We start from the raw sequence: 19,546 nt of genomic DNA on the forward strand, positions 1-19,546 counted from the left end.
GGAACAAGCATGATTCGCGTCGTTCTGTTGATGGTCGTTGTTGGTGCCACCGCATTTGCGCCAAACCCACCGTTGTACGCTCAGCCGCCGGTTCGAAATCCAACCATCCTCGCGCACTACATGCCGTGGTACGCGGCGAAACCGATGAGCGAACGTTGGGGGTGGCACTGGACGATGGATCGATTCGATCCCGAGAAGACGGTAGACGGTCAACGCGAGATCGCGTCCCATTACTATCCAATAATCGGTCCCTACGATTCGGGCGACGAAGACGTGATCGAGTGCCATTTACTGATGATGAAAGCCGCCGGCATCGACGGAGTGATCGTGGATTGGTACGGGCTGACGGATTTGAACGACTATGCGATCCTTCATCGAAACACGACGCGAGTTCTGCAACAGTGTGAACGATTGAAAATGAAGTTCGTGATCTGTTACGAAGATCAAACGATCCCGAAACTCGTCGATGCCCAGCGAATCGATGCGACCGAACGGGTCTCTCATGCGGCATCCGAGATTCAGTGGCTCACCCAGTATTGGTTTCAGTCGCCAGCCTACCTGAAGCTCGACGACCGACCGATCCTCTTGTCGTTTGGACATGCGGGCCTGAACGATGATGAGTGGACCCAGTGCCTAGTCCAGGTTCCGACGCCGATTGCTTACTTCAGTCAAGACTATCGTCGTTCATGTGCCGTCGGCGGATTCGGCTGGCCTTCGCCACGCAACGGTCTGACCCAAGTGGGACGATTTGCGAGCGAAGCCCAGAAGTGGACGCACGCGATCCCGGCGGCGTTTCCAAGATTCAACGATATCTATTCGGAAGCCAATGTGAGCGAAGGCTATCCGATACTCGACGACAACCAGGGACGCACGTTGTCGGGGTCCCTCATGCATGCACTGAAATGGAACCCGGTCGCAATCCAGATCGCGACCTGGAACGATTGGGGTGAGGGAACCCAGATCGAACCCAGTCGCGAGTTTGGTTTTCGTGATTTAGAAATCATTCAACGCGTTCTCAAGAGTCGACAAAGCGGCAGTAAGATTCCTGAGTCCGCTGCATTGGCGTTGCCTCTTGAATTATTGAAACTTCGTCGCAACCAATCCGCCCCGAAACGAACACTCGATGAACTCGCCGATCTTATGGCTGATCGCGAGTGGGATCGCGCCGAATCATCATGGCCAACATCGCGATAAACCAGCCTCCGGCAATCGCGGTCGGCCACGAACCGACGCGAACGTACAACGTGCGGCGGTCGTCGAGGCCGGGCGTGGTCATGATTTGGCCCGCCTCATCCAACGGGACTTTCTCGACGATCTTGCCGAAGCTATCGATCCAGGCGGTCGGGCCTCCGTTGGCCGCCGACAACACTGGACGCCGCGTTCCGATCGCCACCATTTGAGCGCATCGTAGATGATGACTGACCACGGCGGTGTGATCGAACCACGCATCGTTGGTCAACGTCACGATCGCATTCGCTTCAGGACGCTCGTGCAGATGATTCACGGCGATTCGTTCGACGGCGGTCTCAATGCACAGATTTGGCAACAGTTTCAAACCGCCCACGTTAAAAACGTTGGGACCATCGCCGGCGTCCAATCCTAACCCCGGCGGCACATGATCTCGCAAGATCGGGATCGAACGAATCAATGGAATGTACTCGCCGAACATGACCAAATGATTCTTGGCATACACCCCTTCGACTTGCCCGCTCGGATCAACGTGCAACACGCCGCTGTACTGTTTTGCGGTCCGGCCGTAACGAACCACCCCGCAGCCTCCGATGATCGACGGCGGTGGGAATGCATCGCCTTCGTTCAACGGCGTCATAGCGGCTTGCAAATTGATCGATCGGCGAACGAATTGTCGCTGAGTGTCCGCGATAATCTCGCGAAATTGCGATTCGGTGAATCGGAATTTCTCGCCGCCTGCTTCTTCTGGAACGGTCAGTTCGGCGTCGGCGATGATCCAAGGTTGCCCGCCCGAGAACATCGACTCCGGCCAAACGACCGCATCGATCGGTACGTCCGAATTGGCGATCGCGTCGATTGTTTGCGACGCGTAACGATTGAAAATTTCTTGTTCGCGGCCGAGGTCTTGCTGGTATTCGGTTTGTTCGTCACGTCCGACCAATAGGATCCGAGTGTCCGACGGCGTAACCGGATAGCTCAAACGATGGTTGCCGTATAGACCTGAGGTGATCAGAAAGACCGCAGCCATCGACGTCGACCGTATCCATCGTGCTGGCGTGCCTTGGTAGGCCGAAACCGCGTCGGCGATCGCGTAGTTGACGATCACGATTAGGAAACTGACCGCGTAGGTGCCTTGCAAGTCCGCAATTTGAATCAACCATCCGCCGGGCATGTCAACGAGAGTGTGACCTAGCATCAAGACGGAAATTCCGGTCGCAAAATAATTGCGAACCCATTCGCCACCGACCCACAACGCCGCCGCAGTGAGCGGGTGGTCATGCCGACGCAAGAGCACGACGAACAACAGCGGGTAGATCGCAAGGTAAGCGGCCATCGCCGTCAAAGGCACGAACATCAACGGATGAGCGTGCCGCAATCCTTGTAAAGACGCCAAGTAATAACCGACGAACACCGAATAAACGATGCGTTTCCATTTCACACCGCTTCGTGCGGACAAACGCTCGTCACGAGCCAATTGGATCAACGGCACCAAAGCCACGAACGCCAAAGGCCACAAGTTGATGCCCGGCCCGGTCAAGTACAACAGTACCGCCGAAGCGAGCGTGGTGATCCCGATGACGCGACTGGAGCGTTTCTCTGTCATGCTCATTACTTGAAGTTCGGCGTCGGCGGCCGGTAATCGCTCAAGCGGATCGTCTTGAACCAATCGATCGTGCTTTCAAGTCCGTCGTCGAGTTTGATACCGGGAACCCAACCCAACTTTTGCTTGGCCAACGAGATATCCGGTCGTCGACGGGTGGGGTCGTCGGCGGGAAGCGGTTCGAAGGACAACTTGCTCTTGGAACCCGACATGGCGATGACTTTTTCGGCGAGTTCTTTGATCGTGAATTCGTCCGGGTTGCCGATGTTGACCGGACCGATGAAATCGTCTTGGTCCATCATCGCGATGATCGCGTCGACGAGATCATTGCGGTAACAGAACGACCGCGTTTGAGATCCGTCACCGAATAACGTGATGTCGTCGCCCGCCATCGCTTGGCGAATGAACGTCGATACAACGCGACCGTCGTAAGGATGCATCCGTGGTCCGTAGGTGTTGAAGATGCGAACGATGCGGACGTCGACTCCGTTGGAACGGTGATAATCCATGAACAACGTTTCGGCCACACGTTTGCCTTCGTCGTAACAAGCGCGGATGCCGATCGGGTTAACATTGCCGCGATACGATTCGGTTTGCGGGTGTTCCTCCGGATCGCCGTAAACCTCTGACGTACTCGCTTGCAAGATTCTTGCCCCGCATCGTTTGGCGATGCCCAGCATATTGATCGACCCGAGAACGCTCGTTTTGATTGTCTTGATCGGATTGAATTGATAGTGCCCCGGTGCAGCCGGGCAGGCCATGTTGTAAATCTTGTCGACTTCGAGGTGAATCGGCAAAGTGATATCGTGGCGGATCAGCTCGAAGTTCGGCCGGTCGAGCAGATGGACCACGTTGGTCTTTTGGCTGGTGAAGAAATTGTCCAAACAAATCACATCGTGTCCGGCGTCGACAAGACGCTCACAGATGTGAGAGCCAAGAAAACCGGCACCACCGGTAACGAGAATGCGTTCGATCATGGAAGCCGTCTGAAAAAAAGGATTGGGGCGAGTCGTGGAGGCCGCATGGTCCTACGATCCCTTGTTTTTGTCGAGATGGATTTGGTTTCGCGTCAAGATTCCTTCCGCCGGACGGGCCGGACTGCTAACCTTGGGGCGATCCCCACCAAACCGTTTCATTCTTCGCAGTTTTTATCGTGCCTCACGCTCAAATTGGTCCTATCGCGGTGCATTTGCCGCCTCGGGTGGATGACAACGAATCGCTAAAACAGCAATACCCGGGTTGGGATTTGGACCTGATTGCCGAAAAAACCGGCATTACTCAGCGTCACATTGCGGCCGAGGGAGTCACCTCATCGGACTTGGCCGTTGCCGCTGCGGAAGATCTTTTCGAGCGGGAATCGATCGATCGGTCGACGATCGATTTCGTGCTGTTCTGCACGCAAACCCCCGACTACCCGTTGCCGACGACGGCTTGCTTGATCCAAGACCGTTTAGGATTGTCGACCCGGTGCGGGGCGATCGATTTTAATTTGGGATGCAGCGGTTTTGTCTACGGGCTGGCGATGGCCGACGGGCTGATGAAAAGCGGTGCGGCCAAGCGGATCTTGCTTTTGACGGCCGAAACGTACAGCAAGTACATCGACGAAGCGGACCGGAGCCTGAGAACGATTTTCGGGGACGCGGCGGCGGCCACGCTTCTGACCGCCGAAGAGTCGCCGAGCCTATGGGGGTTTCAATTTGGCAGCGACGGCAGCGGTGCCGACATGCTGATCGTAGGCGACGGGGGATGCCGGTCCGCCGACGACGCCATCCGGCCCCGGCACCGAAAACGTTGGAAAAGCCGTCTGTACATGGACGGGCCGAGCCTGATCAATTTCACCGTCGAGGCGATCCCGCGATTGTGCGAAGAGATCCTCAGCGAAAACGGTTTGACGGACGCCGACGTGCACCGATACTTAATGCATCAAGCGACCTGGAAAATGCTCGATCAATTGCGGTTGCGGATGAACGTGTGTGAACAGCGACTGCCGATCGATATGGCGGACATCGGCAACACCGTTTCCTGCACGTTACCCATTTTGATCGATCGTGTTCGGTCGCGGAACGAACTCGCCGCCGATCACACCAATCTGTTGGTCGGTTTCGGGGTCGGGCTGTCGTGGGCGGGATGCCTATGGCGAGACCAATTTCAGGCTGCAAAATAATCATTCCTTACGGGGACCCCCAATGAGCGACACACCGAACTGCACTGGTTGTTTTCTCGTCGCCTCGCCCTATCTCGCCGACGGGCATTTTTTTCGCGCGGTCGTATTCATCGTCCGACATACGAGCGAAGGGGCGTTCGGCGTTGTAATCAATCGAGTCGGCGAGCAACGGTTCAGCGAAGTGGTCGAAATGTCCGACCCGACTTGGCAAAAATCGTCTTCAAAATCGTCATCCAAAATCAAGTCGTCCAAGCTGGTGGATACGGCGTCGGACCTGAATTTGAACGAAGCCTCGTTCGCGAATCCATCTTCGAGTTCGAACGACCAGCTGGCTCGATCGGATGTCTATCGCGATTGGATCCACATCGGCGGACCGGTTGATGGACCGTTGCTGGCCCTTCACAACATCGCCGGGATCGGCGAACCGTGCGGTATCGACGACGAATCGGATTCCCATGGAACCCAGGCGGTCGTGAACGATCATCCCGCCGAGTCGTTCGGGTCGATGTCGATCCAGTGGGCCGATGTTCCGGCGTGGATGACCGCAGACGAGGACCACTTGCGGCTCTTATCTCGTCGCGAAGACGCCAAGCTCCGATTCATCGTCGGTTATTCGGGCTGGGGTGCAGGCCAATTGGACGATGAACTCGAAGCAGGCGGTTGGTTGGTCACGCCCGCCGAAGCCGAATCGATCTTCGGCAACGAAGATGACGTTTGGGAAAAACTCGTCAAACGATGCGGCCACGCGATCTTAAAAGACCTACGACCCGACTTGGCGATGCCGGCGGAGAGCGAGTCGTTCGATCCAGGTATGAATTAGCGCCGATGGCACGCTACGTGATCGGCGATGTCCACGGTTGCAGCAAGGCATTGCGGTCACTGCTTGAAGCCCTTCAACTCGGATCAACCGACGAAGTGATCTTCGTCGGCGATTATGTCGACCGCGGTCCCAACAGCCGCGATGTGATCGACCAACTCTTGACGCTCAAACAGCAATGTCGCTTGACGACGCTGAGGGGAAACCATGAAGTCATGTTGCAAGGCGTCGTGATGTGCGACATGAGTGACGAAACATGGATGCGCAGCGGCGGCAACGCAACGATCGCGAGCTATGGCGGTTCGGCAACGAAGATTCCTTCGAAACACCTGGACTTCTTTCAAGACCTGCAACGCTATCATGAGACGTCCAAAGAAATCTTCGTTCACGCGATGTACCATCCACAGCAAAACATACGCGAACAAAGCGACGAGCTTACATACTGGACGCATTTACCGACTCCGGTTCCGTTGCCCCATTACAGCGGAAAACGTGTGTACGTCGGCCATTCACCTCAATCAGGCGGCGACATCCTGCGGCACGCCCACTTGGTCGGCGTGGATACGTATTGTTTCGGCGGCGGTTACCTAACGGCAATGAACTTGGAGACCGAAGAGCTGACTCAAACCGACCGCCACGGTCACGTCCGTCGAGTTCCGATCGAACACCTCTTTCACGCCGCCCACCGGGCAATGAGCTGGTTGATTAAACGTCAACGAAAAACGTCTTAGTAGCCTATCCCACATGAAAGCGATCTCGATCATCATCCCGACTTTCAACGAAGAAGCGACGATCGAGGAAGCGATCCGGTCGGCGTGCAGGCACGACGTGGTCGAAATCATCATCAGTGATGGCGGCAGCGTCGACGCCACACGGACGATCGCGACCACGATGCAAAGGGACGATCCTCGAATCACGGTGATCAACGAGGCACAAGGCCGTGGTCGGCAACTGGCCGCCGGGGCCCGACGTGCGACGGGAGAGTTATTCGTGTTCTTGCACTGCGACAACCGACTCGGCGGCGATCTGACCGAGCAAATGACCGACGCCGATTGGCCGGTATGGGGCGGGTTCGAACAACGCATCGACGATGAACGATGGCGGTTTCGCTGGCTCGAGTTCGGCAACGCGGCGAGGGCTCGTTGGTTTTCGCGCGTCTTTGGCGACCAAGGCATATTCGTCGACCGAACCACCTACCAAAACGTGGGCGGTTTCGACGAAGTCGATCTGATGGAAGATGTCCTGTTGTCGGCAAAGCTCAAACGGATCCAATCGGCTTCGCTGCTTCCCGGCAAATTGGTCGTCAGCCCGCGACGTTGGAACCAATACGGCGTCGTCCGCCAAACGGTCCGCAACTGGATGATCCAACTCGCGTTCGCATTGGGTGTCTCACCTGAAACGCTGCGGCGATGGTACATTTAGAGCCTATTCGAAAGCGAATCGTTTATCTCCTTCTCAACTAAGAGAAGTTTATTCCACAGGGTCAGTTGTCTTGAAGATCACAAGTATGATTGCACATCGCGTTGAGCCACCACTCCACGACAGTTCGTTTAGACGGACAATTAGGACACAGCAAGTCATTTGGCTTGCGATAGCATTCATCGTATTCTGCGCAGGCCCTTGCTTCGGCCAGGAGAAAACGCTGACGGAGCAACTCCTTCAGGAATCCCCGGAGAAGCTTGTTCTTCAGTCGCGTCAGTCCGGCGATATCGTGCGAGGCGCGATCCTTTTTCATCAGGGCAACATCAATTGTGCCAAATGTCATCAATCGATCACTGGCGAGAAACGCTTGGCACCGGACCTGAGCCGACTTGATGACAAGATCACCGATGCCTCGTTGGTCGAATCCATCCTTGAACCATCCAAGGCGATTTCAGAAGGATACGAGACGCTGAGCGTCTTGACCGTAGATGGCCGTGTCTTCAATGGCCTTGTTGCTAGCCAGGACGACAATCTGCTTGTGCTCAGAGACAGCCAGGACATTGATAAGCTGCACGCGATCCCGCGAGTCGACGTTGACGAATCAAGTCCCGTTAAGGTTTCGATCATGCCCGGCGGGCTGGCCGATCAATTGACTGGGCGTCAGCAATTCTTGGATTTGTTGAGATATGTCATCGACCTGAAAGAACGCGGCCCCGCAAATGAGATGGTTAGATCCCATTCCTCGGCAATTCGTGAACTCACCGCCGAAATGAAAGGCTTGATACTCATTCGCGAACGCAACTGCACTGCTTGTCATGGATCGTCGTCAATCTCCGCGTTACCGGCGGCTCGTCCAGGCCCCAACCTGATCTGGTCGGCTCAGCGATTGAATCCGCGTTATCTGGCCCGATTCATTGCCGATCCACAACAAACCAAACCTGGATCGGACATGCCGTCGTTGCTGGGACAAATGGATCAAGCCGAACGTGCCGCAACGGCCGAAGCAATCGTTCATTTTTTAATCTCCAAGACCGGCGATCGGATCCCTGAAGAAGTTGTCGAGGTTGATCAGGATTCAATCGTCAGCGGTCGCAATTTGTTTCATTCCGTCGGCTGCGTGGCCTGCCACTCACCACGCGACGAATCGGCGCAGGAACTACCGATAGTCGGCTCTGTCCCGATGGGAGAGCTCCGAGACAAATACAGTTGGCAAAGTCTCGTTGACTTCCTCGAAAATCCACACGTTGCGAGACCGTCCGGCCGCATGCCCAGTCTGCGTTTGGCTCGTGGACAAGCTAGTGACATCGCCAACTACTTACTTCAGAACGACAAGTTGTTAACCGCTGTATTAGACAGCCCGTGGGCCGTTGACACACAATTAGTAGAAAAGGGAAAACGACTATTTACCAAGTTCAACTGCGGCCAATGTCATGCCGGTATCCTTGAGCCCAATGTGGCATCGACGCCTTTTGAACAACTTTCGAAGCTGAATACAGACCAAGGTTGCCTGTCCGATGCAACCGGCGATTGGCCGGACTTTACCTTAACCGAGGTGGAAGCGAACGACATCAGAGCAGCGGTTGCTAGCGAGTTTGCTACCTTGGATGCTCGGCAAACGATCGACTTCACGCTGGTAACTTTCCGCTGTACGTCCTGCCATTCTCGCGACAACCTGGGCGGTGTTGCCCAGGACCGACGAAGTCATTTCCAAACGACCAACGAGAATCTTGGCGAGCAAGGAAGCATTCCGCCGACACTTAACGGCGTCGGTGCCAAACTGAATCCGAAATGGATGCGTGATGTCCTTGTGAACGGTCGTTCCATTCGTCCGTACATGAAAACCCGGATGCCACAATTTGGAGAATCAAACATTGGACATCTGATCGACTTGTTTCAATCAACGGACGAGCTTGCCGAAACAACATTCGCGGCCTCCGCCGACGTCGATGAAAGCCGAAAAGAAGGATGGAAACTGGTCGGTAATGAAGGGCTCAACTGCGCCGCTTGTCATACGTATCAGTACAAATTGTCCGACACGATGCCGGCCGTCGATCTGACTGAGATGGCGCAACGCTTGAAGAAAGATTGGTTCTACCACTACATGTTGAGCCCGCAGAAATTCAGCCCCAACACCGTCATGCCTTCGTATTGGCCAAGCGGCAAAGCGCTACGAGCCGACATCTCCGGTACTCCCGAAGAACAGATTGAATCGATCTGGCAGTATCTCTTAGAGGGGCGACAAGCTAGAGCACCAGCCGGCGTTGTCAGGGAGCCACTGGAGATTGTTGTCACCAACGAAGCACGAATGTTGCGACGTCAGTATCCAGAAATCGGAAAACGTGGCATTGGCATCGGCTATCCAGGTGGAGTGAACCTCGCCTACGACGCACAACAGATGAGACTAGCCACCGTTTGGAAAGGCAAATTTGCCGACCCTTCGGCGGCTTGGTACGGTCAAGGCAGCGGCAGCGTTCACGCGATGGGACCACCAATTCAATTGCCCAAGGGGCCCGAGTTGTATGATTCCACGAAACGGATGGTCCGAGATGACAGCCGACCCGATGGCTACCGATTCAAAGGCTATTCACTCGATGATCAACGCCGTCCGACATTTCGGTACGAGTTTGGTTCGGTTGCAGTCGAAGATTACTTCTGCGAATTCAACGAAGATCCCAGCGGGCGAATTCAGCTGCGACGGCATGTGACATTCACGTCGAGTGAAGAACGTAAAACACTGCGGTTTCGTTTGGCCAGCAACGATAAGATTGAATCGAGTACTGACAACGAATATCAAATCGGCAACGGCCTAACCATTCGGGTACCGGCCGACCAATCCGCAGAACTTGTGGAAGACAAACAGCTTATCGTTCCGTTGACACTCGCCCGCAATCAGACACAGAAAATCTTAGTCGAATATCTTTGGGAGTGACGGAAACGAAATGGTTCCTGCGTTTAACATAGCCCACTTTCACCAAAACATTAGCAATCATGTTCACCATACTTCTAAAAACATTAGCCGCCATCACGATCACGTGTGCTCCTCAAGCCGAGCCGCTGGGCGAGTACTGGGGCAGCGGTGAGGAGGAGTCAACGTACTACAAGTTGGTTGACGTTCCATTGCCCAAGGAACTTGCGATCGAAGCGGGTAGCTTTGAGGTCATGCCCGACGGCCAAGCACTTGCCATCGCAACGCGACGCGGAGACATCTTCATCGCCGAAGGTGTTTTTGACGAACACCCTGAACCAAAATTCCGTAAGTTCGCCGAAGGTCTCGATGAGATTTTCGGGCTGGCCTATCGCGACGGTTCTTTCATCGCGACTCAGCAAGCCGAAGTCAGCCGAATTACCGATACTGACAACGATGGTCGAGCCGACCGTTTCGACACGATCAGTGATGCTTGGGGATTCGGAAACTACCACGAGTTCGCATTCGGTTCCAAGCCGGATGCCGACGGAAACGTTTGGGTTGCTCTTTGCTTGTCAAAGTCTTATCACTCCGACGAACCCTTTCGCGGATGGTGCCTGAAGATTACGCCTGAGGGCAAAGCCATCCCAATTTGCAGTGGCATTCGCAGTCCCTGCGGTATCGGCCCCAACGAACATGGAGTGATGTTCTATGCCGAAAGCCAGGGACCGTGGAACGGTTCGTGTAGTTTAAAAGTACTGGAACCGGGCGGTTTCATGGGCCATCCGATCAGCTTCAACTGGTACGAGTTGGCACCCGAAATGGGCCCCGTCCCGGTGCAGCCCAATACTCCGTCCCGTCTGGAAATCGAACGCCAAAGAGTCAAGCAGCTTGTTCCCTACGCCGTTGTCTTTCCATACATTCGGATGGGCCGATCCATCTCCGGATTCCAAGTCGATCAAACAGGGGGAAAGTTTGGACCGTTTGAGAACCAGTTGTTCGTCGCGGACTTCAGTCTCGGAGTGGTCATGCGGGCAACGACTGAAAAGGTCAACGGCGTCTGGCAAGGAGCCTGCTACCCGTTTCGCGAAGGGTTCGACACCGGTTTATTGGCAGTTCAGTTCACGCCCACAGGCAGCCTGATTGCCGGGGGAACCAATCGAGGCTGGCCGGTTCGCGGCTCCAAGGCGTACGCCATTCAAAGGCTGGACTGGACCGGACGGATGCCTTTTGAAATCAAACAGATCACCGCCCGACCGGAAGGATTTAACATCGCGTTTACCAAACCCGTTGATCGCAAGCTAGCGGCTCAGGCGACGACGTATCAGTTGAAAACGTTCACGCACATGTATCGCCAAGCGTACGGAAGTCCCGAAGTCGATCAGACCGAACCGAAAGTGTCCGCGGTCACCGTTGCCGATGATGCGATGAGCGTGGTGATTGAAGTCGATGGTCTAGTACAAGGCCATGTGCATGATTTCTTTTTGCCCGATCTGCGTTCCCGAGATCAGGAAAAACTGCTGCATGCCAATGCCTATTACACTCTCAACGAAATCCCAAAAACGCTGTCCGCGCGGCATGACCAGCCCAAGGTCGACGCGACAACGAACGTCGTCCCTGAATCACGATGAAACCTCTAATTCCTAACAAACTTTTCCTGGTTTTCGTTTTGATTCACGCGAGCCGGCTTTGTGCAACCATCGTTCGATGCTTGTGCTGGATTGGTGTGTTGTGGTCGATGACTGACGCGATTCGGGCTAACGAACGTCCCAACATCCTCATCATCTATACCGACGATCTCGGTTTCGGCGACCTGTCCTGTTACAACAACAACGCCGCCTACGAGACTCCTCGACTGGATCAAATGGCCGCCGAGGGGATTCGGTTTACCGACGCCCACAGCCCGTCAACGATTTGTTCACCTTCGCGGTACGGGCTCTTCTCAGGACAACAGATTTTCCGATCGACCGGTCGTGGTGGTGGAGCGTTTGAGGGGCCGGGAGGCCCCAGTTATCTCAAGCCCGACACCCTGACAATTGGCCAGATGCTAAAGGAGCAAGGATATCGCACGGGGGTCTTTGGCAAGTGGCACGTGGGACTCACCTGGTTCGATAAGGATGGCCAACGACTGGGCGGTGGTTTTGAAAATTCTTTGCTGATTGATTACGAGAAGAGCACACCGCTGATTGATGGCCCTAACGAGCGTGGTTTCGACGAGTCTTTCATCACGCCAAACTGCCCCAACACCGACCCGCTGTACGTTTACATCGAGAATGGAATGGTGGCCACGCGAGCAAGTCAGCGACACGATCCGAAAAGCCTTCCCAACCCCGGCGGCAAATGGCGATGGGACAACGATGCCGGCTGGATGTCACCAGGATATGACTTCATGAACGCGGACCTGTTGTTTTTTGAAAAGGCAAAGACGTTCATTACGGAGCATCGAAAAGACACTCCCGACCAACCATTCTTTGCCGTCCTCTCAACTCAGATAGCTCATGCTCCTGTCTTGCCCGCTGAAGAATTCAACGGGGCAACCGATGCCGGACCACGAGCTGATTTCGTTTGGGAGTTGGATGTGATCGTCGGCCGAGTTCTCGATCTGTTGAAAGAACTGGATATCGATGACGAGACTTTAGTCTTGTTCAATTCAGACAACGGTGCCGAAACGGTTCACGTCAATTGGATGCGAGAAGATCATGACCACGATCCGTCAGGTGGATGGCGTGGCATGAAGCGGGATGGATGGGAAGGCGGTCATCGCGTTCCCTTCATCGCTCGCTGGCCCGGCAAGATTCCACCGAACCAGGTGTCGTCTCAGATGACCAGCACCACCGACATCTTTGCAACAGTGGCCTCAATTGTTGGCGTGTCGCTTCCTGATGATGCAGCCACCGACAGCTTTGACATGTGGCCTGTGATGTTGGGTCAGCAAGATGAATCAATTTCCGTACGCCCGCACTTGCTGACGCAGAGCTTTGGTGGCGAGTTTCAGATTCGTCAAGGTGCATGGAAATATTTGGATCACAAAGGCTCCGGCGGAAACAACTACGACGTGCCGAACATGAAGCGGTGGATCATTCCAGAGAAGGCTTCGAACGCACCGGGCCAACTCTACAACCTGAACGACGATCCGTATGAAACGAACAATCTCTATTTCTCGGAAGAAACCAAACGGAATGAGCTTCAGGAATTATTGCGTAGGCTCAAAGCATCGGGACGTAGTGCTCCCATGAATCGAAAGCCTTTCCAGGCATGGAAACAGTAGCTAGCTACGGCAGTTATCGCCGCTTTTGTTGTTTTTTGAACGCAATTGATACAAGCCCGACGTGCGAGCGAGGAAATTACTTCCAAACTTTTCAATACCAGCGAATCCACTCGCTTGCGCGTCGGGCTTGTTTGTTTGCGGCGTAGCCGCCTTAAGCATCGTCGGAGAGGGGCAGCCCCCTTTTCGGATAGGCTTTAAGATTTACTTGTCTTGAGACTTCGCAATCGATCGACATACACGGCGGCGATGATGATCACGCCCAACAATATATTCTCGACTTGGTTTTCCAGTTCCAAGGCGGTGCACCCGAGATTGATCACGCCCATGATCAGAACGCCGCACAGCGTTCCCACAACGCTGCCTCGGCCGCCGAGCAGGGAACCACCGCCGATCACGACCGCCGCGATGATCTCCAGTTCCATCCCCAATCCCGCCGTTGCGTCGCCTTTTTCGAGTCGGGCGATATCGACGCAACCGGCTAAACCGAACAACGCGCCGGCGATTACATAAACAAGCACCTTGGTTGACTGCACCCGCACGCCGCACAACCGTGCGGTCGCCTCGCTCGAGCCGATCGCAAAAATATGCCGTCCCAGGATCGTCCTGTGCAAACCGACGGCGACCATGATTGCCAACACGAGCGTCATCCAAACGCCCCAACCAAAATTCGGAATCAACGGGTAGGCGATCCACGCCGGATCGGGATACTGCGTCACCATCATCCGCAGCCAATCCGGAATCGTCTCGCGGGGCGGCGTGATCGTGCCGCCTTGATCGGAAAGAAACTTGCCGATCCCCATGAATATCGTCATCGAGCCGAGCGTGATGATAAACGGGACCAAACGCAATCCGGCAATCAACACGCCGTTGAATAAACCACACGCGGCGCCCGCCACGACGGCAGCGACAATGGAGGCATAGATGGACCAACCCGAATCCAAACAGGCCGCCGCGACACAACCGCACAACGCCGACGCAGTCCCAGCCGACAAATCGATCCCACCGCTGATGATGATTAAAGTCATTCCCAACGCAGCAATCCCGACCTTGATCGATTGCACGCCGACTAAACGCGTTGACGAGATCGAGGTGAAGTTGCCTTCGGTTCCCGATACCCACTCGGCGAGCGCAAAGAACGCGATGACTATTAGGAGGGCCAACAGCGGCCCGGCGGTGGCGAGCGTGCGTTGCATTAACGGTTTCATGAGCACCAATGTATTGAGGCAATGGAAGCGATCGCCATCAATCTAACCAATTTGATTTGGCATGAGAGTGGCCGAACGCTCCGCAGTCGGTAAAAAAGTCTGACAATGTCGCCGAACGCTTTCCGACGATTTCTGCAACCGTCTAGCCAAGACACCCCCGAAAAGGTCACAATCGGACTTCACCGGAACCAGTTCAGACGGATCGGTCGGTCCGCGGTTCTTCCGGACGGACGCTCCGTTCCTTTCCCCCCTTTGTCTATCGCACGCCGTGAACGCATCTTCCTCGCCCGACCCGACGCCGAATTCGGATTCCGACAAACCTGAACCGTCGAAACACTTCATTCGCCAGGCGATCGAGTCCGACTTGAAGTCGGGACGTTTCGATGCCGTTCGCACACGATTCCCGCCCGAACCGAACGGATACCTGCACATCGGTCACGCCAAAAGCATTTGCTTGAATTTCGGTTTGGCCGCGGACATGGGTGGGACGTGCAACTTACGTTTCGACGACACCAATCCGATCAAGGAGGACACTGAGTACGTCGACTCGATCCAAGAGGACGTGCGGTGGCTCGGATTTGATTGGGACGGACTGCACTTCGCGAGCGATTACTTTGACCAACTTTACGATTGGGCGGAAAAGTTGATCCAAGACGGCAAGGCCTATGTTTGCGACTTGACCGCTGAGGAAACTCGCACCTACCGTGGGACGCTCACCGAACCGGGACGCAACAGCCCGCATCGCGATCGCACGTCAGACGAAAACCTGGACCTGTTCCGCCGCATGAAAGCGGGCGAGTTCCCCGATGGTTCGCGGACCTTGCGGGCGAAGATCGACATGGCCGCGGCGAATATCAATCTACGTGACCCGGTCATGTACCGCATCGCCAAGGTCTCCCATCACCGAACCGGTGACAAATGGTGCATTTATCCGATGTACGACTGGGCGCACGGACAGAGCGATTCGTTGGAGAAGATCTCGTTCAGTATCTGCACGCTGGAATTTGAACAGCACCGACCGCTCTACGATTGGTACTGCGAGTCGCTCGACATCCACCACCCGCGACAAATCGAGTTCGCACGTTTGAATATCACCTACACCGTGATGAGCAAACGTAAGCTGTTGCAGCTGGTTCAAGAGAAACACGTTAACGGTTGGGACGATCCGCGAATGCCAACCATCGTGGGGCTTCGCCGACGTGGTTACACGCCCGAATCGATTCGGATGTTCTGTGCGGATATCGGCGTCGCCAAGTTCAACAGCACGATCGATGTCGTTCGATTGGAGAACGCCATTCGCGAACATCTCAATGAGGTCGCGCCTCGTCGCATGGCGGTATTGGATCCGATCAAATTGACGATTACGAACTGGCCTCAAGAAAACGGCGAGGACGTTGTCGAAATGGTTGAAGCGACCAACAACCCTGGCGACGAATCGGCGGGCAGTCGCATGATTCCATTCACCGGGAAACTATGGATCGAACAAGATGACTTTATGGAACAGGCCCCGGGTAAATTTTTCCGATTGAAAAAAGGCGGAGCCGTTCGTTTGCGTTCGGGCTACATCATCGATTGTCACGACGTGGTCAAAGACGCCGACGGCAAGGTGATCGAAATTTTATGCACTTACGATCCGCAAACCAAAAGCGGACATGACGATTCGGGTCGCAAAGTCAAAGGCACGATCCATTGGGTTAGTCGTGATCACGCGGCAAGCGTGACGGTCCGCAACTACGATCGATTGTTCTCGGTCGAGAACCCCGACTCGACCGCCGAGGGCAAGACATTTCTGGATCACTTGAACCCAGATTCGTTGACCACCACGACGGCGCTCGTCGAACCTGCGTTGGCTAAAGCCGCGATCGGCGAGCGGGTACAATTCGAACGATTGGGCTACTACGTCGTCGACCCCGACAGCACCGCCGAGGAGGTGATTTTCAATCGCATCGTCGGACTGCGTGACACATGGGCCAAGATCGCCGCGAAAGGTTGAACCGGTCTGACGTTATGAATTCAAATCCAAGATCCATCTCGCTGCCGGTCGTTGCCGCTGCGGACTATCGGCACGCCGTTCCCGGTGAAATGTGGGAACTCAGTCCCGCGTCCATCGTGGGGCCGATCTCGTACCGAAGTGAACCGCGAGACAATTCATCCGCGTCGGTCGCGAAACTCGCGACGTCTTCGTTGGCCACACCGGTTGACTTTCCGTCGATCGATGCCGCGATCCTCGATGGTGATCATGTGGCCTTGGCGGTCGACCCCAATGTGCCGCAAGTCGGTGACGTGATCGAGGGCGTGATCGAAGCGCTCTCCGGTTGCCAAGCGGGCAGGATCAGTATCGTGTTGTGGCCGGAGACCTCAGCGATGGTCGTTGAATCGTTGAAAACACGTTTTCAAAACGTGGATCCTGATGCGAGCGACGTGAGCCCTCCGAGCGGTGGACCGGCGGTGACCGTGATCCGGCATGAACCCCAAATGCGATCGCTGATGCGATACGTCGCTGCCGACGCCGATGCCGAGGCAATCTACCTGTCGCGGGACTTGGTCGACGCGGACTTCGCCATTCCGATCGTCGCGGCGCGTGCGGCCGACGCGATCGGTCGACTCGACAAGACGGGCGTTTTTCCGATGTTCGCCGATTCATCGACGACGAGGCGGTATCAGGGTGGGATCCTGCCGACGTTTACCGGCGGCGATGATACGATCGACGAAGACGTCGAGTCGGCGAGTGAGCCGCAATCAAACGCGTCCGTTACGGCGTCCAACGCTGCCGTCAATGAAGTCGGGTTTTTATTGGGCATTCAATTGATGATCGTCGTATCGTCCAAGGTCGATGGTTTGGTCGGACGGATCTTGGCGGGAACCCCTGACGCGATCCGCCATGAATTGGAAACGTTGCATGCCGTCGTCGAAACCGAAACCAGCCCGAAGGCAGGTTTGGTGATCGCGGCGCTCGATGGTGACGCGACGGCGCAAACATGGGCTAATGTCGCCCGCGCGGCGATCGCCGCAGCAGAGCACACTGAAGGGGAAGGGATGATCGTGATTTGGTCGCGGATCGATCATGCACCCAACGAAGTTTGGCAAAGCGAACTCGGACCTGACGATTGGGAATCGACTCCGCGATCGGTGGATGAGTTCAATGATTGGCATGGCGAACGAGTCTTGGCAAGGCGGTTGGCGATGTTGCTGTCGGATCACCGAATTTTATTGCACAGCGAACTGGCGAGTGCGGATGTTGAAGCCCTCGGGGTGGGCGTCATCGGCTCGGTCGAGGAACTTCGCAAACTCGGCGAATCATTCCAAGGTGCCGGTGTGATCCGTGCCGCTCAATTTCACGCCGCTTCGGTGGCCCGTCTCACCCAGTACGATGATCAGGATTCATGACGCAAACGTCCCGCAACGAACCGATCGAACAAGCCTTTCGTTTCTGCCCCAGTTGCGGCGTTGCCAACCAGGGCGGAGGCTCGATTCCGTTTCGATGCCTAGAATGCGGATTTGCATTTTTCTTTGGTCCTGTGGCGGCCGTCGGAGCATTGATCATCAATTCCGACAACAATGTCCTGTTGGTCCGCCGATCACGCAATCCCGGCAAAAACCAATGGGGGCTTCCTGGCGGGTTTGTTGATCGCGATGAAACCATCGAGGAAGCCTTGGCTCGCGAAGTGCTGGAAGAAACGTCACTCGTCGTCCGCGATTGTTCACTTATGTTGACCGGTCCGAATCGTTACACCTACGCGGGTGTCACCGCCGATGTGATCGATCTGTTTTATCTGTGCTCTGTGGAAAATGAACAGTCCGTCGAGCTGGCCGCTTCGGAGTTGAACGATTACCGCTGGTGCGTTCCCGGCCCTGAGTATCTCGACGACATGGCTTTCTTTTCCAATCGCCGGGCGCTGGAGCATTGGCTGAAGATTCGATCGCATGAATGAACCCAAACAAAGATCGCCTGACTCCATGCTTGCCTTGAATCGTTATCTCTTCGGTGCCATTTGTCTGGCGACCGCATGTGCGTTCGGATGCCAGTCCTCCACGCCTCCACAAAAAACTTCGGCAACCGCAAACGGTCAATTGAATGTGGTCGCCACCACCGCGATGGTCGGTGATGTCGTTCGCGGTGTCGGCGGCGAGCACGTCAACGTGACCGTCATGTTAGGTCCTGGGATTGATCCACACTTGTACAAAACATCGCGCGACGATGTCGCCATGATCATGGACGCGGACGTGGTTTTTTATTCCGGGTTGTTGCTCGAAGGGAAAATGACTTACACGCTCGATCAAGTCGGAAAGTCGAAACCAGTCCACGCGATTACCCGCGACTTGAAATCAGATCAACTCCTTGGCGACGCTCATCACCCCGACCCGCACGTGTGGTTTGACGTGGAGTTGTGGTCGCGAACCGCCGATGTGGTCGCCGCGGTACTTGCCGAATCCTTGCCGGCACACGCCGCACAGTTCAAAGCGAACGCGGATGCCTATCAAGCCGAGCTGAAACCACTTGCCGATTACGCCAACGAGACACTCGCGACGATTCCCGAATCCCAGCGAATCCTAATCACTTCGCACGACGCGTTCGGCTACCTCGGTCGCGCCTACGGGATCGAAGTGATGGGCGTGCAAGGCATATCAACGGATTCCGAAGCCGGCTTGCGACGAGTCAATGAGTTGGTGGATTTGCTCGTTGAAAAGAAGATTCCCTCGGTATTCGTTGAAACCAGTGTGTCGCAGAAGAGCATCGAAGCGCTCATCGAGGGCGCCGCATCTCGGGGACATACCGTCACGATCGGCGGCGAAATGTACTCCGACGCCGCCGGACCGGCGGGAACCTACGAGGGCACTTACGAGGGCATGATCGACCACAACGTCACCATCATCGCCCGAGCCCTCGGAGGCACCGCCCCGCAGCGTGGGCGATCAGGCAAACTCAACGAAGAATGATCACTTCGCGAGGGGAAATGCTTTGGTGTTAAGAAT

At 55.4% G+C, this 19,546-nt stretch carries 16 protein-coding genes; 12 read left to right on the forward strand and 4 right to left on the reverse strand.

Annotated elements, in window-relative coordinates; genetic code table 11:
- The first annotated feature begins 9 nt into the window (after positions 1 to 9).
- Positions 10 to 1,194 (forward strand): glycoside hydrolase family 71/99-like protein, encoded by a 1,185-nt coding sequence (locus tag Pla100_RS26585; protein WP_146581771.1) that lies wholly within the window; start codon positions 10 to 12, stop codon positions 1,192 to 1,194.
- On the opposite strand, the gene lnt is transcribed toward Pla100_RS26585, so the two are convergent.
- Together lnt and Pla100_RS26595 are read right to left on the reverse strand one after the other, a co-directional pair.
- Positions 1,139 to 2,794: an apolipoprotein N-acyltransferase gene (gene lnt / locus Pla100_RS26590; protein ID WP_231603659.1), complete on the reverse strand. Its 1,656-nt coding sequence runs from the start codon at positions 2,792 to 2,794 to the stop codon at positions 1,139 to 1,141. The genes Pla100_RS26585 and lnt overlap by 56 nt on opposite strands.
- Before the next feature lie 5 nt (positions 2,795 to 2,799).
- Positions 2,800 to 3,768 carry a UDP-glucuronic acid decarboxylase family protein gene (locus tag Pla100_RS26595; protein ID WP_146581775.1) on the reverse strand — a complete coding sequence of 323 codons (969 nt, stop codon included), beginning with the start codon at positions 3,766 to 3,768 and terminating at the stop codon, positions 2,800 to 2,802.
- A 176-nt stretch (positions 3,769 to 3,944) separates the two neighbouring features.
- Between Pla100_RS26595 and Pla100_RS26600 the strand changes: the two genes are divergently transcribed.
- From Pla100_RS26600 to Pla100_RS26615, 4 genes are read left to right on the forward strand one after another with little or no spacing between them, the layout of a single operon-like run.
- Positions 3,945 to 4,955 carry a ketoacyl-ACP synthase III gene (locus tag Pla100_RS26600; protein WP_146581777.1) on the forward strand — a complete coding sequence of 337 codons (1,011 nt, stop codon included), beginning with the start codon at positions 3,945 to 3,947 and terminating at the stop codon, positions 4,953 to 4,955.
- 22 nt (positions 4,956 to 4,977) lie between these two features.
- Complete coding sequence (locus Pla100_RS26605) at positions 4,978 to 5,775, forward strand: YqgE/AlgH family protein (protein ID WP_146581780.1); 798 nt, start codon at positions 4,978 to 4,980, stop codon at positions 5,773 to 5,775.
- Between the two features lie 5 nt (positions 5,776 to 5,780).
- Complete coding sequence (locus Pla100_RS26610; protein WP_146581782.1) at positions 5,781 to 6,503, forward strand: metallophosphoesterase family protein; 723 nt, start codon at positions 5,781 to 5,783, stop codon at positions 6,501 to 6,503.
- A 13-nt stretch (positions 6,504 to 6,516) separates the two neighbouring features.
- Positions 6,517 to 7,194 (forward strand): TIGR04283 family arsenosugar biosynthesis glycosyltransferase, encoded by a 678-nt coding sequence (locus Pla100_RS26615; RefSeq protein ID WP_146581784.1) that lies wholly within the window; start codon positions 6,517 to 6,519, stop codon positions 7,192 to 7,194.
- Between the two features lie 61 nt (positions 7,195 to 7,255).
- On the opposite strand, the gene Pla100_RS31250 is transcribed toward Pla100_RS26615, so the two are convergent.
- Complete coding sequence (locus Pla100_RS31250; RefSeq protein WP_197168257.1) at positions 7,256 to 7,537, reverse strand: hypothetical protein; 282 nt, start codon at positions 7,535 to 7,537, stop codon at positions 7,256 to 7,258.
- Positions 7,538 to 7,561: 24 nt separating this feature from the next.
- Between Pla100_RS31250 and Pla100_RS26620 the strand changes: the two genes are divergently transcribed.
- The 3 genes from Pla100_RS26620 (at position 7,562) to Pla100_RS26630 (ending at position 13,367) form a co-directional block, all read left to right on the forward strand.
- A complete protein-coding gene (locus Pla100_RS26620; protein ID WP_197168258.1) occupies positions 7,562 to 10,123 on the forward strand; it encodes a c-type cytochrome in 2,562 nt (853 codons plus the stop codon).
- 59 nt (positions 10,124 to 10,182) lie between these two features.
- Positions 10,183 to 11,730 carry a DUF7133 domain-containing protein gene (locus tag Pla100_RS26625; RefSeq protein ID WP_197168259.1) on the forward strand — a complete coding sequence of 516 codons (1,548 nt, stop codon included), beginning with the start codon at positions 10,183 to 10,185 and terminating at the stop codon, positions 11,728 to 11,730.
- Between the two features lie 107 nt (positions 11,731 to 11,837).
- Complete coding sequence (locus Pla100_RS26630) at positions 11,838 to 13,367, forward strand: sulfatase family protein (RefSeq protein ID WP_231603661.1); 1,530 nt, start codon at positions 11,838 to 11,840, stop codon at positions 13,365 to 13,367.
- Between the two features lie 194 nt (positions 13,368 to 13,561).
- Here the strand turns inward: Pla100_RS26630 and Pla100_RS26635 are convergent, their stop codons facing one another.
- On the reverse strand, positions 13,562 to 14,560 hold the full coding sequence (locus Pla100_RS26635) for an ABC transporter permease (protein ID WP_146581791.1): 999 nt from the start codon (positions 14,558 to 14,560) through the stop codon (positions 13,562 to 13,564).
- 280 nt (positions 14,561 to 14,840) lie between these two features.
- Between Pla100_RS26635 and Pla100_RS26640 the strand changes: the two genes are divergently transcribed.
- The 4 genes from Pla100_RS26640 to Pla100_RS26655 are packed head-to-tail and all read left to right on the forward strand — an operon-like array spanning position 14,841 to position 19,510.
- Positions 14,841 to 16,565, forward strand: coding sequence for a glutamine--tRNA ligase/YqeY domain fusion protein (locus Pla100_RS26640; RefSeq protein ID WP_146581793.1), 1,725 nt, complete (start codon positions 14,841 to 14,843; stop codon positions 16,563 to 16,565).
- Positions 16,566 to 16,579: 14 nt separating this feature from the next.
- On the forward strand, positions 16,580 to 17,959 hold the full coding sequence (locus Pla100_RS26645; RefSeq protein ID WP_146581795.1) for a transcriptional regulator: 1,380 nt from the start codon (positions 16,580 to 16,582) through the stop codon (positions 17,957 to 17,959).
- Positions 17,956 to 18,504 (forward strand): NUDIX hydrolase, encoded by a 549-nt coding sequence (locus Pla100_RS26650; protein ID WP_146581797.1) that lies wholly within the window; start codon positions 17,956 to 17,958, stop codon positions 18,502 to 18,504. The genes Pla100_RS26645 and Pla100_RS26650 overlap by 4 nt, the downstream gene beginning before the upstream one ends.
- Positions 18,497 to 19,510, forward strand: coding sequence for a metal ABC transporter solute-binding protein, Zn/Mn family (locus tag Pla100_RS26655; protein WP_197168260.1), 1,014 nt, complete (start codon positions 18,497 to 18,499; stop codon positions 19,508 to 19,510). The genes Pla100_RS26650 and Pla100_RS26655 overlap by 8 nt, the downstream gene beginning before the upstream one ends.
- The last annotated feature ends 36 nt before the right edge of the window (positions 19,511 to 19,546 follow it).

This window comes from Neorhodopirellula pilleata (assembly GCF_007859915.1).
Classification (GTDB): Bacteria; Planctomycetota; Planctomycetia; order Pirellulales; family Pirellulaceae; genus Rhodopirellula; species Rhodopirellula pilleata.

What these genes read in the sequence shown, in the direction of transcription:
- Pla100_RS26585 (WP_146581771.1), top strand. Translation starts at nt 10, where the DNA reads ATGATTCGCGTCGTTCTGTTGATGGTCGTTGTTGGTGCCACCGCATTT.
- lnt (WP_231603659.1), bottom strand. Translation starts at nt 2,794, where the DNA reads ATGACAGAGAAACGCTCCAGTCGCGTCATCGGGATCACCACGCTCGCT.
- Pla100_RS26595 (WP_146581775.1), bottom strand. Translation starts at nt 3,768, where the DNA reads ATGATCGAACGCATTCTCGTTACCGGTGGTGCCGGTTTTCTTGGCTCT.
- Pla100_RS26605 (WP_146581780.1), top strand. Translation starts at nt 4,978, where the DNA reads ATGAGCGACACACCGAACTGCACTGGTTGTTTTCTCGTCGCCTCGCCC.
- Pla100_RS26610 (WP_146581782.1), top strand. Translation starts at nt 5,781, where the DNA reads ATGGCACGCTACGTGATCGGCGATGTCCACGGTTGCAGCAAGGCATTG.
- Pla100_RS26615 (WP_146581784.1), top strand. Translation starts at nt 6,517, where the DNA reads ATGAAAGCGATCTCGATCATCATCCCGACTTTCAACGAAGAAGCGACG.
- Pla100_RS31250 (WP_197168257.1), bottom strand. Translation starts at nt 7,537, where the DNA reads ATGACATTTGGCACAATTGATGTTGCCCTGATGAAAAAGGATCGCGCC.
- Pla100_RS26625 (WP_197168259.1), top strand. Translation starts at nt 10,183, where the DNA reads ATGTTCACCATACTTCTAAAAACATTAGCCGCCATCACGATCACGTGT.
- Pla100_RS26630 (WP_231603661.1), top strand. Translation starts at nt 11,838, where the DNA reads ATGACTGACGCGATTCGGGCTAACGAACGTCCCAACATCCTCATCATC.
- Pla100_RS26635 (WP_146581791.1), bottom strand. Translation starts at nt 14,560, where the DNA reads ATGCAACGCACGCTCGCCACCGCCGGGCCGCTGTTGGCCCTCCTAATA.
- Pla100_RS26645 (WP_146581795.1), top strand. Translation starts at nt 16,580, where the DNA reads ATGAATTCAAATCCAAGATCCATCTCGCTGCCGGTCGTTGCCGCTGCG.
- Pla100_RS26650 (WP_146581797.1), top strand. Translation starts at nt 17,956, where the DNA reads ATGACGCAAACGTCCCGCAACGAACCGATCGAACAAGCCTTTCGTTTC.
- Pla100_RS26655 (WP_197168260.1), top strand. Translation starts at nt 18,497, where the DNA reads ATGAATGAACCCAAACAAAGATCGCCTGACTCCATGCTTGCCTTGAAT.